This window comes from Micromonospora sp. NPDC048898 (assembly GCF_043198035.1).
In the GTDB taxonomy this organism is placed as follows: Bacteria; Actinomycetota; Actinomycetes; order Mycobacteriales; family Micromonosporaceae; genus Micromonospora.
On record NZ_JBICUF010000005.1, the window covers coordinates 130,312 to 144,827 of the forward strand.

13 protein-coding genes are annotated in these 14,516 nt (G+C 72.8%); 6 read left to right on the forward strand and 7 right to left on the reverse strand.

Features of this window, described 5'->3' with window-relative positions; all coding sequences use genetic code 11:
- Positions 1 to 17: 17 nt before the first annotated feature.
- Positions 18 to 1,220 (reverse strand): aromatic acid exporter family protein, encoded by a 1,203-nt coding sequence (locus ACGFIQ_RS16315; RefSeq protein WP_393244716.1) that lies wholly within the window; start codon positions 1,218 to 1,220, stop codon positions 18 to 20.
- 212 nt (positions 1,221 to 1,432) lie between these two features.
- On the opposite strand from ACGFIQ_RS16315, the gene ACGFIQ_RS16320 reads away from it, so the two are divergent.
- On the forward strand, positions 1,433 to 2,095 hold the full coding sequence (locus tag ACGFIQ_RS16320; protein WP_393244253.1) for a metal-dependent phosphohydrolase: 663 nt from the start codon (positions 1,433 to 1,435) through the stop codon (positions 2,093 to 2,095).
- On the opposite strand, the gene ACGFIQ_RS16325 is transcribed toward ACGFIQ_RS16320, so the two are convergent.
- Positions 2,061 to 2,351 (reverse strand): DUF4031 domain-containing protein, encoded by a 291-nt coding sequence (locus ACGFIQ_RS16325; protein WP_393244255.1) that lies wholly within the window; start codon positions 2,349 to 2,351, stop codon positions 2,061 to 2,063. The genes ACGFIQ_RS16320 and ACGFIQ_RS16325 overlap by 35 nt on opposite strands.
- A 56-nt stretch (positions 2,352 to 2,407) precedes the next feature.
- Here ACGFIQ_RS16325 and ACGFIQ_RS16330 point away from each other — a divergent pair, with 56 nt between their 5' ends.
- A complete protein-coding gene (locus ACGFIQ_RS16330) occupies positions 2,408 to 3,808 on the forward strand; it encodes an FAD-binding oxidoreductase (RefSeq protein ID WP_393244257.1) in 1,401 nt (466 codons plus the stop codon).
- Positions 3,809 to 3,820: 12 nt separating this feature from the next.
- Here ACGFIQ_RS16330 and ACGFIQ_RS16335 read toward each other — a convergent pair whose 3' ends face one another.
- Positions 3,821 to 4,354, reverse strand: a complete 534-nt coding sequence (locus tag ACGFIQ_RS16335; RefSeq protein ID WP_393244259.1) for a hypothetical protein — start codon at positions 4,352 to 4,354, stop codon at positions 3,821 to 3,823.
- A gap of 88 nt (positions 4,355 to 4,442) precedes the next feature.
- Entirely contained in the window at positions 4,443 to 6,257 is a 1,815-nt protein-coding gene (locus ACGFIQ_RS16340) for a glycerol-3-phosphate dehydrogenase/oxidase (protein WP_393244718.1), read from the reverse strand.
- A gap of 193 nt (positions 6,258 to 6,450) precedes the next feature.
- Here ACGFIQ_RS16340 and ACGFIQ_RS16345 point away from each other — a divergent pair, with 193 nt between their 5' ends.
- The 3 genes from ACGFIQ_RS16345 (at position 6,451) to ACGFIQ_RS16355 (ending at position 10,283) form a co-directional block, all read left to right on the forward strand.
- Entirely contained in the window at positions 6,451 to 8,955 is a 2,505-nt protein-coding gene (locus ACGFIQ_RS16345) for a S8 family serine peptidase (protein WP_393244261.1), read from the forward strand.
- Positions 8,956 to 9,023: 68 nt separating this feature from the next.
- Positions 9,024 to 9,956, forward strand: a complete 933-nt coding sequence (locus ACGFIQ_RS16350; protein ID WP_393244263.1) for a GNAT family N-acetyltransferase — start codon at positions 9,024 to 9,026, stop codon at positions 9,954 to 9,956.
- A gap of 78 nt (positions 9,957 to 10,034) precedes the next feature.
- Entirely contained in the window at positions 10,035 to 10,283 is a 249-nt protein-coding gene (locus tag ACGFIQ_RS16355) for a hypothetical protein (RefSeq protein ID WP_393244265.1), read from the forward strand.
- Positions 10,284 to 10,341: 58 nt separating this feature from the next.
- Here the strand turns inward: ACGFIQ_RS16355 and groL are convergent, their stop codons facing one another.
- The 3 genes from groL to ACGFIQ_RS16370 all read right to left on the reverse strand — a co-directional run bounded on the left by groL (position 10,342) and on the right by ACGFIQ_RS16370 (position 13,684).
- Positions 10,342 to 11,964, reverse strand: a complete 1,623-nt coding sequence (groL, locus tag ACGFIQ_RS16360; protein ID WP_030490078.1) for a chaperonin GroEL — start codon at positions 11,962 to 11,964, stop codon at positions 10,342 to 10,344.
- 272 nt (positions 11,965 to 12,236) lie between these two features.
- A complete protein-coding gene (locus ACGFIQ_RS16365) occupies positions 12,237 to 13,385 on the reverse strand; it encodes a hypothetical protein (protein ID WP_393244267.1) in 1,149 nt (382 codons plus the stop codon).
- Between the two features lie 95 nt (positions 13,386 to 13,480).
- On the reverse strand, positions 13,481 to 13,684 hold the full coding sequence (locus tag ACGFIQ_RS16370; protein WP_393244269.1) for a cold-shock protein: 204 nt from the start codon (positions 13,682 to 13,684) through the stop codon (positions 13,481 to 13,483).
- Between the two features lie 284 nt (positions 13,685 to 13,968).
- Between ACGFIQ_RS16370 and ACGFIQ_RS16375 the strand changes: the two genes are divergently transcribed.
- Positions 13,969 to 14,499, forward strand: a complete 531-nt coding sequence (locus ACGFIQ_RS16375; protein ID WP_393244271.1) for a GNAT family N-acetyltransferase — start codon at positions 13,969 to 13,971, stop codon at positions 14,497 to 14,499.
- The last annotated feature ends 17 nt before the right edge of the window (positions 14,500 to 14,516 follow it).

A 14,516-nucleotide genomic window follows, 5' to 3' on the forward strand; every position in this document is an offset into this window, starting at 1 on the left:
CCGGCAACGGGGGCCGCTCAGCCGACCGGCGGCGCGGTGGGCGGCTTCGGTGCCTCGCCCGCCTCGGCCGGCTCACCGGCCGGTCGCTCCTGCTCGCCGAAGGCGGTGCGGATCCACCGGTTCGCCTCCTCCTGCTCGATGCCGGAGGCCACCAGCAGGTCGCTGGCGGTGGTCCGGATCTGGGCGACGATCACGCTGCCGGAGAATCCGACGCCGGCACCGTACGCCCGGCCAGCCTCGCTGACCGCCCGCAGCGACCGCTCCCGGGCCTTCGCTGGTTCCTCGCCGACGGCGAACTCGTGTTTGAGCAGCCGGACCGACTCGGCGAGGTGACCGATCGCGTCCGGCATCGGATCCGGCACCGGTTCCTCGTCCTCGACAAGCGTGACGGACCGGCGGATCAGCGTGCCGCTGTTACGCATCGCCCGGTCGATCGGTTCGGCCGCCTCCGCGTAGTGGGTCAGCTCGCTGCGGCGGTGCCAGCGGGCCGGGGAGAGGGTGGCGGTCTCCTTCGCGCCCTCGATCGCCTCGGCCAGCGTGGCCAGTTCGTCCTTGTTGTTGCGCAGCCGGTCCAGGGCCCGCTGGATGCTGGCCCGGTCCCGGCTGCGCAGCCCGTCGGCGGTGGCGTCGAGCTGGGCGGCGAGCAGGTCCAGGGCGGGTCGGGCAGCCCGGTTGATCACCCGGAGCGGGTTCAGCGGCAGCAGCACCGCGGTCACCAGCAGCGCGATCCCGCCGCCGAGGAACGCGTCGACGAAGCGGGGGATCTCCAGGTTCTGCGTCGAAGGGCTCAGCGTGACGATCAGCACCGCCGTGGCCGCCGCCTGGATGACGATGGCGACGCTCGCTCCGGCGAAGATGGTGAGCAGGATCGCCACCGTGACCACCAGGCCGAGCTGCCAGGCCCCGGTGCCGAGCAGGTAGATCAGCAGGTCGCCGACGAACACCCCGACCCCGACCCCGACGATCAGCTCGACGGTCCGGCGGAATCGCTGGCCGACCGACGCGGCCAGGGTGCCGACCGCGGAGATCGGCGCGAAGACCGGTTGCGGGTTGCCGAGCAGCTTGTGCGAGATCAGGTACGCCAGCCCGGCGGCCAGTCCCGCCTGCACGGCCAGTCCACCGGCCATCCGGACCCGGTGCAGCCGGTCGTGCAGGGTGGCCCGGCCGCGATGGCGCAGTTGCTGGGTGGCCTCGGCGATGCGTGCGCCGTCGACGTCCACCAGCCCTTCGCGTAGTGCGGTGCGTCGCACCACGGGTGGTCGCTTGTCCCGGGCCACGGCCATGGGCGCGACTACCCGGGACAGGCCCGCTGAATCCTGCCGCGCCGCGCGCCCTGACCGGGATGCGGCATCCTGCCGCGCGGCGCGCCCTGACCGGCCCGCTGAATCCTGCCGCGCCGCGCGGCCTGGGTGGGATGCGGCAGACTCGGGCGGTGGTCGATCTCCTGGAACGGTGGCGGGCGGCAGCCCGGGGTGCTGGTGCGAGGGCGGACGCGGGGTCGACCCGTGCCGGCGAGCAACTGCTCGACCGGTGGCGGGAGCCGCACCGGCACTACCACACGGTGACCCACCTGACGGCTGTGCTCGACGTGGTGGACCAGCACGCCGGGCTGGCCGACCGGGCCGACCTGGTGCGGCTGGCGGCCTGGTGGCACGACGCGGTCTACGACCCCCGGGCCGCGGGTGACGCCAACGAACAGGACAGCGCCGCGCTGGCCGAGAGCGTGCTCACCGGGCTCGGGGTGCCGATGTCCACGGCGGCCGAGATACGCCGGCTGGTGCTACTGACGGCCGGACACGCCGTGGGCCCGGACGATCGGGACGGCGCCCTGCTGTGCGACGCGGACCTGGCCGTGTTGGCCGCACCTCCGGCCGTCTACGACAGGTACGCGGCGGCGATCCGACGGGAGTACGCGCACGTGCCGGAGCCCGCGTTCCGGGCTGGGCGGGCCGCCGTGCTGGGCGGCCTGTTGGCGCTGCCCGCGCTGTTCCGGCTGGCGCCGCTGGCCGACCGGTGGGAGGAGCCCGCCCGGGGCAACGTGCGCCGCGAACTGGCCACGCTCACCGCTGCGGTGCCGCCGACGGGTGCGGGCTGACCAGGTGTTTCGGGCGGCGCAGACCGGCGGCGCGGAGCAACTGGACCAGCTCCCGGCTCGGCACCACCTGCGCGCCCAGCCACACCGCCGCCGCGAACCGGTCGGCCGGGATGTCGTAGTGGTCCCGGTCGAAGCCGCGTCGGGGCGCACCGAGTGCCTCGGCGAAGGCGTGCAGTTCGGCGTACGAGACGTCGCTGATCAGGTGCGACCAGAGCCGACCGCGCCACGGCCAGGCCGGCCGGTCCAGGTAGAGCATGGTGCCCAAGCTAGCCCGCGTTGATGATCGGTGGTCGGCGACCTAGCCTCGGCGGTATGGCCCCCACCGGACTCCTCGACGACCTGCGTGCCGCCCTGGGCGAGAACGCCGTGCTCACCGACCCGGATCTGCTGCGCACGCACCAGCGGGACGAGGCCGACCTGTGCCCGGCCGGCACCCCGCTGGTGGTGACCCGCCCGCGCAGCACCGAACAGGTGGTCGCGGTGGTCCGGGCGGCGGCCCGACACGGCGTACCGGTGGTGCCGCAGGGCGCGCGGACCGGGCTGGCCGGCGCGGCGAACGCGGTGGACGGCGCGGTGGTGCTCAGCACCGTCGCGATGAACGAGATCCGGGAGATCGACCCGGTGAGCCGGATCGCGGTGGTCCAGCCGGGGGTGGTCAACGCGGCGTTGGCCGGGGCGGTGGCCAAGCAGGGGTTGTGGTATCCGCCGGACCCCGGCTCCTGGGAGTCGTCCACGATCGGCGGCAACGTGGCCACCAACGCCGGCGGCATGTGCTGCGTGAAGTACGGCGTGACCACCGAGTACGTGCTCGGCCTGGAGGTGGTGCTCGCCTCGGGTGAGGTGCTGCGCACCGGCCGGCGTACCGCCAAGGGGGTGGCTGGCTACGACCTGACCCGGCTCTTCGTCGGCTCGGAGGGCACCCTCGGCGTAATCACCGAGGTGACCGTGGCGCTGCGGCCCGCGCCGGCCGACTCGCTGACCATGGTGGCGGTCTTTCCGTCCACGGCGGCGGCCGGCGCGGCGGTGGCCGAGATCGCGGCGCGTGGGCTCACCCCCAGCCTGCTGGAGTTGCTCGACCAGACCCACCTGGCCGCGATCGAGGCGTACCAGCCGATGGGGCTGCGGACCGACGCGCAGGCTCTGCTGCTGGCCGCCACGGACACCGGCACCCGGGCCGCCGACGACCTGGCCGACCTGGCCGAGGTGTGCGTGGCGGCCGGCGCCGACGAGGTGTACGCGGCCACCGACGCGGTGGAGGCGGCGGCACTGTTGCAGGCGCGGCGACTGGCCCACCCGGCGATGGAGAAGTTCGCGGCCGACACCTACCCGGGCGGCAACGGCGGTCTGGTGATCGACGATGTGGCGGTGCCGCGTGGCTCGCTCGCCGCGCTGCTGGACGGCGTGGCCCGGATCGCGGCGGAGTGCGAGGTGCCGATCGGCGTGGTGGGGCACGCCGGGGACGGCAACATGCACCCGAACATCGTGGTCGACCGGGCCGACCCGGCGAGCGTGCGGCGGGGCCGGCGGGCGTTCGACGAGATCATGCGGCTCGGCCTGGACCTCGGCGGCACCTGCACCGGAGAGCACGGGGTGGGACTGCTCAAGCGGGACTGGTTGGCCCGGGAGATCGGGCCGGTCGGCGTCCGGGTGCACCAGGCGATCAAGTCGGCGTTGGACCCGGCCGGTCTGCTCAACCCGGGCAAGGTGCTCTGAGCTGGCCCGGAGTCAGCCCTTGATCTCGGCCGGGGTCGCCTGCGTGAGCAGCAGCAGGATCTCCCCGGCGACCGGAGTGCGCTCCTCACCGGGGCAGTCCTGCGAGGTGATCAGCCCGGTGGAGGTCAGGAGGCTGGACGTCAGCGCGTCGATGCAGGTGGTCCGGTACCGCCGGGCCTGATCTGTCTCATCGGCCAGCGCCGGGGTCGCGAGCAGCACCTGCAGCCGTTCGGTCAGCTCCCGGGCGAGCGTGCCCCGGGAGGTGACCCCGTCGCCGGCGCAGTCGACGCACTGCCACGCGCCGTCGCGCTCGACGCTCAGGGTGCGCAGTGGGCCGTCCTCGCCGAGCCGCTGAATCAGGCTGACCTGGCCGGCGGCGACCGTGGTGGGGATCTCCAGTTGCGCGCCGCCACCGGCCGAGACGGACGACTGTGCCTGCGGTGTGCCCGGCTCGTCCCGGTCGAAGAGCGAACACCCGGCCAGGGCACCGCCGAGCGCGACGGCGAGAAGAGGTACGAGCAGACGAGGGTGCGCGCGGGGTAGCACGCGCGGAAACCTACCCCACCGTAGGTAGCGTTCGAAACCACCATCCGGGCCGGTATCGCCGGTTACCCTTCGGTAACGTCGCAATTCGTCACAGAGCGGACGGACGCAGCCAAGCCTGGTCGTCGCCACCCCGGTCGGCCGCGTAACCCCGGACGTCCGGAGCGCCCAACCGGGCCGCGTCCGCCGCGGCGTCGTCCGGCATCAACTGCGACTGCCGCTCCGCCTCCACCCGGGCGCGGTAGTGCTCGACCTCCCGGGCCCGGGTCGCCGCGTCCCAGCCGAGCACCGCACCCATCAGCTCGGCGGTGTGCTCCGCCGACTCCAACCCTCGGTGGCTGGTCTCGAACGAGATCCGGGTCCGCCGGGTCAGCACGTCCTCCAGGTGCAGCGCACCCTCGGCCCGCGTCGCGTAGGCGACCTCCGCGGCCAGGTACTCCGGGGCGCCGGCCAGCGGGGAGGCGAGCAGCGGGTCGGCGTTGACAAGCGCCAACAGGTCCAGGGTGAGGGTGCCGTACCGCTCCAGCAGGTGCTCCACCACGCCCACCGGCACGCCGTGCCGGCGGGCCAGGTCGGCCCGGTCCCGCCACATCGCCGGGAACCCATCCGCTCCCAGCAGAGGCAGATCGGCGGTACGCGACGAGCGCGCGCCGCCGAGCCGGCGGACGGCGCGGTCGACCACGTCGGACGCCATCACCCGGTACGTCGTGTACTTGCCACCGGCCACCAACAGCAGCCCGAGCATCGGCTCGAAGACCGCGTGCTCCCGGGAGAGTTTCGAGGTCGAGTCGGCCTCGCCGGCCAGCAGTGGTCGCAGCCCGGCGTACACCCCCTCGATGTCGGCGGTGGTCAACGGGCGGTCCAGCACGGTGTTGACCTGCTGCAACAGGTAGTCGATGTCGCGGGCCGAGGCGGCCGGGTGGGACCGGTCCAGTCGCCAGTCGGTGTCCGTCGTGCCGATGATCCAGTGCCCGCCCCACGGGATGACGAAGAGCACCGACTTCGCCGTACGCAGGATGAGCCCCGTCTCGCCGGTGATCGCCGAACGGGGCACCACCAGGTGCACCCCCTTGGAGGCGCGCACCCGGACGCCGGGCCGCAGGCCCACGTCGTTGAGCATCCGGGACATGTCGTCGCTCCACACCCCGGTGGCGGCGATGACGGTACGGGCCTGCACCTCGAACTCCGCGTCCGGTGAGCCCGCCGGCATCTCCAGGTCCCGGACGCGTACGCCTGTCACCTCACGCGCCTGCCGGATCAGCCCGACTGCTCGGGCGCTGCTCACCACCGTGGCGCCGAGGCTGGCCGCGGTCCGTGCCAGGGTGACGACCAGCCGGGCGTCGTCGACCTGACCGTCGTAGTAGCGGATCGCCCCGGCCACCGCGTCGGCCCGCAGACTCGGAAAGATCCGCCGGGCGCCCTCCCGGGTCAGGTGCCGGTGCAGTGGCATGCCCCGGCCGGCGCCGAAGACGCCGGCGAAGGCGTCGTAGGCGGCCACGCCGGCGCCGTAGTAGGAGCGGCGGAAGATCCGCGCCGGCAGGTCCCGCAGACCCCGCCCGGCGGGCAGCGGCACCAGGAAAGGCACCGGCCGCACCAGGTGCGGGGCGAGTCGGGTGGCCAGCAGCCCGCGCTCGGTGAGCGCCTCGTGGACCAGGTGGAACTCCAACTGCTCCAGGTAGCGCAGGCCACCGTGGATGAGCTTGCTGGACCGACTGGACGTGCCCGCGGCGAGATCGCGCGCCTCGACCAGGGCCACCTTCAGGCCCCGGGACGCCGCGTCCAGGGCGGCACCCGCACCGGTCACCCCGCCGCCGATGACCAACACGTCGAAGCGCTCGGCGCGCAGTCGGCGCAGGTCGGACGCACGGCGGATCGGCGAGAGCTGACCGGCGACGGATCGGGAGATACTGGGGTCACGCACAAGTCCACCGTAACCGCAGCGGCGGCATGTCGACATTCGCCGCCGCCGGTCCTGCTCCTCGATCAGGTGCTGAAAAGTAGGTGCCAACGGCGCTTCTGACCTACTTTTCAGCACCTGATCACCACACGTCACGTCGACGCCGGACTGGAACTGTTCGTCGTGGTCGTAAGGTTCTCGGATGCACGCTGAGCCTGCGTACCCTGGAAGCAGCGACCACAGTTCTCCGTGGCCGGTGGTCGCGGCCGTGTTCGTCGGCTGTTGGACGGTCGCGGTCACCGTCGCGGCGCAGGCCGGTGGCTGGCTCACCGATCAGGTGCTGTTGGGCTTCGGACGCGACCGGGTCGGCTGGCTCTGGCCGGTGCTCGGCCTGGCCACCGTCGTGCTGGTGGGCACACCCGCCCTGCTGTTGGCCGTGCTGCCCCGGTCCACGGCGGTCCGGGCCACCGGGCGTGTCTGGCTGGCCGCCACACTCGTCCTCGGCGTGTCGACGCTGCTGCGGGTCGTGCCGCCGGTGCACCACGAGGCGTACCTCGCCGCGCTGGCCGGCGCCGCGCTGCTCAGCGCGCTCGCCGTGCGCCTGTCGGCGCGCCGGCAGGCGTACCCCGGGCTGGTTGCCTCGGCCGGCGGCCCGGCACCCGCCGGAGACGGCGACGCCACGCGGACCGAGGCCACCGGGAACGTGGAGTCGGTGGGGCAGTCACGGCGGCGGCCCGGTGCGGTGCCGCTGCTCGCGGTCGCCGCCGGGTTGGCGCTGCTAATGCCGTGGGCCTGGCTGGGCGCGCTCGGCGGGCTGCTGGAGACCGCGCTCGCGGTCCTGGCCGCCGCCGCGCTCGGGGTGCTGGCCGCGACGCTGCTGGACGCCACCTTCTGGTCCCGGTTCGCGACCGGCCGACCGCCCCGGCCGGCTCGGCTGGTGCTGGTCGGAGGACTGGTCGCCGGGGTGGCGCTGCTGCTGCTCGCGGCCGGCACCGGCCAGTCCGGCGCACAGTTGCCCGCGCTGCTGATCCTGCCGCCTGTGGGTTTCGCGCTGGCCGCGCTGTGGGCGGCGGCCTGGCGGCCCGCCGTCGACCCGGCCGACGCCACCCGGGCCGGCCGATCGGCGACCGGCTGGCTGGTGGGCCTGGCCGCACTCGGCCCGCTGGCCTTCACCGACCCGGAAGAGATCACCCTGCTGCTGGTCGGCACCCGGGACATCCCGTTCTGGGTGGCGGTCGCCGCCGGCGCCGGGCTCGCCGTCGCGGTCCTGCTCGCCATCGGGTACGCGGTGCTGCTCGCCCGGCCCACGGCAGGCACCCCGAACCGGCGGGTCGCCGCGGTGGCGGCCGTGGTGCTGCTTGTGGCGTTCGGCGTGGTCGACCTCGGCCCCGGCCAGCCCGGCCTGCACGGCGAGCGGCTGTTCGTGGTGCTGCGCGCGCAGGCCGACCTGAGTGACCTTCCGGCCGGCCAGCCCGGTCGGGCCGGGCGGGACGCCCGCGCGGCGGAGGTCTACCGGCGGCTGGTGACGACCGCCGAGCAGAGTCAGGGTGACCTGTTGCGGGGGTTGCACCGGCTGCGCCTCGACCCGGTGTCGTACTACCTGGTCAACGCGGTCGAGGTGGACGGCGGCCCGGCGGTCCGGGCCTGGCTCGCCCGCCGACCGGAGGTGGCCCGGGTGCTGGTCAGCCAGCGACTGCGCCCGCTGCCGGCCCCGGCCGGGCAGAGCCGGGGCACCGCGCCCACGCCCACCGGCCCGGAGTGGAACATCCGCCAGATCGGTGCCGACCGGGTGTGGTCCCAGCTCCGGGTCACCGGCACGGGCATCGTGGTCGGCAGCTCGGATTCGGGCGTGGACGGCACCCATCCGGCGCTGCGAGCCGGGTTCCGTGGCGGGGACGACTCCTGGTACGACCCGTGGGACGGCAGCCGCAGCCCGACCGACACGGGCGGGCACGGCACCCACACGGTGGGCAGCGCGGTCGGGCGCGACGGCATCGGGGTGGCACCGGACGCGCAGTGGGTGGGCTGCGTCAACCTGGACCGCAACCTCGGCAGCCCCGCGCACTATCTGGCCTGCCTCCAGTTCATGCTGGCGCCCTTCCCGGCCGGCGGCGACCCGTTCACCGACGGCCGCCCGGAGCGGGCCCCGCAGGTGCTGACCAACTCGTGGGGCTGCCCGCCCATCGAGGGGTGCGACAACCGTGTGCTGCGGCCGGCCACCGCCGCGCTGGACGCCGCCGGGATCTTCGTGGTCGCCGCGGCCGGCAACACCGGCCCCTGGTGTGCGTCGATCGACGACCCGCCCGCACCGTACGCGGACGTGCTGACGGTGGGCGCTGTGGACGACCAGCGGCGGGTCGCCGAGTTCTCCTCGCGCGGGCCGGTGCCGGGCGGCACGGGTAAGCCGGACGTGTTGGCACCGGGTGTGGGTGTGGTGTCGGCGATGCCAGGAGGCACGTACGCGGCACTGGACGGCACCTCGATGGCGACCCCGCAGGTGGCGGGGGTGGTCGCGCTGATGTGGTCGGCGAACCCGGCGTTGGTCGGCGACGTGGACCGCACCCGGCGGATCCTGCGGGACACCGCCACGGCGGCGACGCCCACGTACCGCTCCGACGACCCGTCCGACGCCTGTGGTGCTCCGGCGAACGTCACAGGCGCCGGCCAGGTCGACGCGTACGCCGCCGTCCGCGCCGCCCAACAATAGGCAGGTTTCCTTCCTGATCCGGCGGGCGGGAGCGCGGGCCGGCACGCGGTCATCTATGGTCGGCGACCATGGACGCCGAGATCACCGTCACCGAGCTGACCGCCGACCTGGCCCCCACCGTGGTGCGGCTCTGCGAGCAGGCCCTCGACCTGCCCGAGGACGCCGCTGAGGCCGCTTGCATCGTGGACGTGCTCTGGCCCCGAGCCAGCACGGACCGGCCCGTGGTCGGGCTGGGCGCGTACCGGGGTGTGGAGCTGGTCGGGGTGCTGTTCTGCTCGGTGTCGTCGACCGAGCCAGGGAGCGGGCACGTGGACCTGGTCGCGGTCCTCCCGGAGCACCGCCGCCGGGGCGTCGGCCGGGCACTGCTGCGGCAGGCCGAGCGGGTGCTGGCCGAGCGCGGGGTGACGGAGGTGCTGCTGGTCGGGAACCCGCCGTACTACGCCTGGCCGGGCATCGACGTCCGCTACACCCCGGCGGTCTGCACCGCCCTCGCGCTGGGCTACCAGCAGGACCGGACCGCCTGGAACATGACCGCCGACCTGTCGTACGACGGGTCGCCGGCGCTGCGGTCCACCGAGACCGCCGAGCGGCGGCTGGCCGATCAGGGCGTCACCGTACGCCGGGCGGAGCCGACGGACCTGCCGGCGCTCACCGCGTTCGCCCGGTCCACCTTCGGCGGCACCTGGGACGGTGAGCTGGCCGGTTCGGTGGGTCGGGACGGCGCTGGCTGCCACCTGGCGGAGCGGGGTGGCGAGGTGCTCGGCTTCGCCGCCTACGGGTCGTCCCGGCCGAGCTGGTTCGGGCCGATGGGCACCGCGCCGGCCGCCGAGGGGCTGGGTATCGGTGGTGTGCTGCTGCGACGCTGCCTGGCCGACCAGCGGGCGGCGGGGCTGACCAGGGCGGAGATCGGCTGGGTAGGGCCGGTGCCGTTCTACTCGGGCAGCGCGGGTGCGCGAATCGAGCGGGTCTTCTTCCTGTACCGACGAACCCTGTCCGCATAAACGGGGCAAATAGGATATAGATCCATTCGCCCGCATCGGCCATCGACGCCCCCTACCGTCTTGGTAGAGGAGGCAGCCATGACCACGGATGACGACCAGACCGAGGACGGCCCGCCGATCACCTGGAAACCGGTCGGCGAACTCCCCGGCCAACTGCCGTTCGACCGACTCGACTACGGCGACGCCGAGCAGCTGGCCGAGATGACCACCGACGGTGAGTCGCCGGTGGTCGAGCAGCCGCAGGAAATGGTGGACGCGCCGATCCAACTGCTCCCGCCGTACGACCGGGCACACAAACGGCGCAACCAGCGCCCACTGCCCACCTGACGACGAACGGGGCGGACCGCGTCAGCGGCCCGCCCCGTTCGGTGTGTCGGAACTGGACTCAGAAGTCCATGTCCCCGCCACCCGGGCCAGCCGGGGCAGCCGGGGTCTTCTCCGGCTTGTCCGCGACGACGGCCTCGGTGGTGAGGAACAGCGCCGCGATCGAAGCGGCGTTCTGCAGCGCCGAGCGCGTCACCTTGGCCGGGTCGATGATGCCCGCGGCCAGCAGGTCGACGTACTCGCCGTTGGCGGCGTTGAGGCCGTGACCCGCTTCGAGGTTACGGACCTTCTCCACCACGACGCCGCCCTCAAGGCCGGCGTTGACGGCGATCTGCCGCAGCGGGGCGTCCAGCGCGACCTTGACGATGTTCGCACCGGTCGCCTCGTCGCCGACCAGGTCGAGCTTGTCGAAGGCGGTCTTGCCGGCCTGGACCAGCGCGACGCCACCACCCGGGACGATGCCCTCCTCGACGGCGGCCTTCGCGTTGCGAACGGCGTCCTCGATGCGGTGCTTGCGCTCCTTGAGCTCGACCTCGGTGGCCGCGCCGACCTTGATGACCGCAACGCCGCCGGCCAGCTTGGCCAGCCGCTCCTGCAGCTTCTCCCGGTCGTAGTCGGAGTCGCTCTTGTCGATCTCGGCCCGGATCTGGTTGACCCGGCCCTGGATCTGCTCGGCGTCACCGGCACCGTCGACGATGGTGGTCTCGTCCTTGGTCACCACGACCTTGCGGGCGCGGCCCAGCATGTCGAGGCTGGCGGCGTCGAGCTTGAGGCCGACCTCCTCGCTGATGACCTGGCCACCGGCGAGGATGGCGATGTCGGTCAGCATGGCCTTGCGGCGGTCACCGAAGCCCGGCGCCTTGACGGCGACCGACTTGAAGGTGCCACGGACCTTGTTGACCACCAGGGTGGCGAGAGCCTCGCCCTCCAGGTCCTCGGCGATGATCAGCAGCGGCTTGCCCGACTGCATGACCTTCTCCAGGATCGGGAGCAGGTCCTTCACCGACGAGATCTTGCTGTTGGCGATCAGGATGTACGGGTCGTCGAAGACGGCCTCCATACGCTCCGGGTCGGTCATGAAGTAGGCCGAGATGTAGCCCTTGTCGAAGCGCATACCCTCGGTGAGCTCCAGCTCCAGCCCGAAGGTGTTGCTCTCCTCGACGGTGATGACGCCTTCCTTGCCGACCTTGTCCATCGCCTCGGCGATGATCTCGCCGACGGTGCTGTCGCCAGCGGAGATGGAGGCGGTGGAGGCGATCTGCTCCTTGGTCTCGACGTCCTTGGCGAGCTTGGACAGCTCCTCCGAGACGCTCGCGACCGCGGCCTCGATGCCCCGCTTCAGGGCCATCGGGTTGGCACCGGCGGCCACGTTGCGCAGGCCCTCACGAACCAGGGCCTGGGCCAGGACGGTCGCCGTCGTCGTGCCGTCACCGGCAACGTCGTCGGTCTTCTTGGCGACCTCCTTGACCAGCTCAGCGCCGATCTTCTCGTACGGGTCCTCGAGCTCGATCTCCTTGGCGATGCTCACACCATCGTTGGTGATGGTGGGGGCACCCCACTTCTTCTCGAGCACGACGTTGCGGCCCTTGGGGCCGAGGGTCACCTTTACGGCGTCGGCGAGCTGGTTCATGCCCCGCTCGAGGCCGCGGCGAGCCTCTTCGTCGAAAGCGATCATCTTGGCCATACGGCGTTGTCCTCCTGGACACTCACGGGCCACCCGAGATGTGTGCCTCGGATGGGCCGCCTGGTGTGCGCACCTTGGGACGTCGCCACCTGGCGACGACGACGTCCTTCGGCCGGGCCGGATAGCCCGCGACGACCGGCCATGTGCTGCCCCGGTGTCTCCACACCGGCACAACCTGGCCCCACCGTCCCGACCGCTGGCACTCACGGTATGCGAGTGCCAATGACTTGTTTAGCACTCTCCCCTGCCGAGTGCAAGCACGATGGGGCCGCTCAGCCGAGTTCCGTCGCCAGTCCGGCAGTGTTCACCGGCGCCTCATGGGCGCGCTGCTCGGCGTACGTCACCAGCAGACCGACCTGCTGGGCGAGGTAGGCCGGCAGGACCAGCACGGCGGTGACACCGATCACCACCACCGCCCCGATCGCGGTGCCCGGCGACGAGAGGGGATCCGTGCCGAACGCGGCAGTGCCCGCCCCCTCCAGCCCACCGGAGATCACGTTGACGACGATGACCGCCAGGGCCACCAGGGCCACCCGCCCGAGCAGGAGGCCGAGCCGGTCGTGGAACATCCGAAACGACCGGCCGATCGGGTTGCGGCGTTCGAAGAGGTAGACCGGGCCGGCCATGCTCAGCGCGAACGTCAGGTAGATGCCGGGCAGCACGCAGAAGCACACGCCGATGCCGACGAGCAGGCCGATCAGCAGGGTCCATCCCCACAGTCCGAGTGCCCGACGGAGGCCGTAGCGCAGCGCGGCGTCCAGGCTGCCCGGCTGACCCGACGCCTGCTGCGTGATCACCCAACTGCCGGCAGCCCACCCGACGGCCTGCACCAGGCCGACCAGCAGACTGCCGCCGACCAGCACCACGAGAAGGCCGACCAGATCAGCGACGAAGGTGTCCGGCAGCACGGGAGCCGACTCCGAGCCGACCTGGGCCTGCCATTTCGCCGTCGGGTCGACCCCGAGGGAGATCACCGAGAGGGCGGCCGCCGGCAACGCCTGGGTGAGCAGCATGATCGGCACCAACTGCCGCCAGCCCCGGCGCAACGCTCCCGCACCCCGGTTGAACCAGCCGCCCAGACCGGCACCGGGTGGAGTGACCAGGGGGTCGTTCGGGTCGAACCCGTGGCCCGGCGGGTACCAGCCGACCGGCGGCCCCGGATACCACGGCTGCGTACCGTAGGGACCCGACCCGGGCGGGTAGCCGCCGGTGGGCGGGAACGTCCAACCCTGCGGCGGTGGACCCCAGGCGCCCTGCGCCGGGTCCCAGCCGGGTGGCGGGCCAGCCGGAGGTACGTCCGGCCGCCACTCCGAGGGGGTCTCCGGCGCCGCGCCGGAGCCGCCGTACGACACGGTCGGATCGGACGGACCCGACTCCCCCGGCCCTGAGGGTGGGTTGGGCGGGGGCGACTGGTCAGTCATGAACGCTCCTCAGCATCGGCTGGAACGGGCACGATCTTCCCGGTTGCGCGCCCCTGCCGCCAGCCCCGACGTGCCGGGCCGATCGAGGAGGGAACTCAGGCGACGACGCGGACGTGCTCGGCCTGCGGGCCCTTCTGACCCTGGGCGATCTCGAACTCCACCCGCTGGCCGTCGTCCAGCGCCTTGTAGCCGTCCATCTCGATCGCGGAGAAGTGGACGAACACGTCCTGACCGCCGTCGACGGCGATGAAGCCGTAGCCCTTTTCGGCGTTGAACCACTTCACGGTGCCCTGTACCACGGTGCACTTCCCCCCTCTGTGCGGTGTTGCCTGAGCTGGCGCTCGGCACGGCCGGACGCCCACCGGCCACCACCTCAGCGATCGATGGTGACCATTGAATAAGGTGACCGAAATCGCACGCTACACGAGGAGTGACGGCCGCGCACGGCCACAAATCTGACACATTCCGGGGAAGTCCGACCGCCCCCGACCGGCCGGTTTTTTCGCTCCACCGGATCCACGTCGATGACTGCACGTGCCAGCTCGGCCGCGCCGGCCACCGACCCTGTGGTAGGCATGCGGGCATGACCACCGATACGGGCGCGACCGCCCTGCGGCGGGCGGAGATCCGCCGGGTCCGACCGCAGGACGCCGCCCGGATGCGGGCACTGCGTCTGGAGATGCTCGCCGACGCACCGTTGGCCTTCCTGGAGACCCTGGCGGACGCGGCGGCCCGACCGCACGCCGAGTTCGCCGCCCGGGTCGCGTACACCTCGACCGGCCCCGGCAACGCGCAGTTCGTCGCCGACCCGGGTGGCCGGCTGGTCGGACACGCCGGTGGCACGGTCGCCCCGAACGAACCCGGGCTCACCGTGATCTACGCCGTGTACGTCACGCCGGCCTGGCGGGGCAGCGGCCTGCTCGGCGAGCTGATCGACGGGGTGGCTGCCTGGTCACGGGCCTGCGGCCGGCCGAAGCTGCTGCTGGAGGTGGTGGTCGGCAACGACCGCGCCTACCGCGCCTACCAACGCCTGGGCTTCAAAGACACCGGGGTACGCGTCCCCCACCCCACCATCCCAGCCCTGACCGAGCTACAAATGCGCCGAACTGCATAACCCAAAGAACCTCTCCC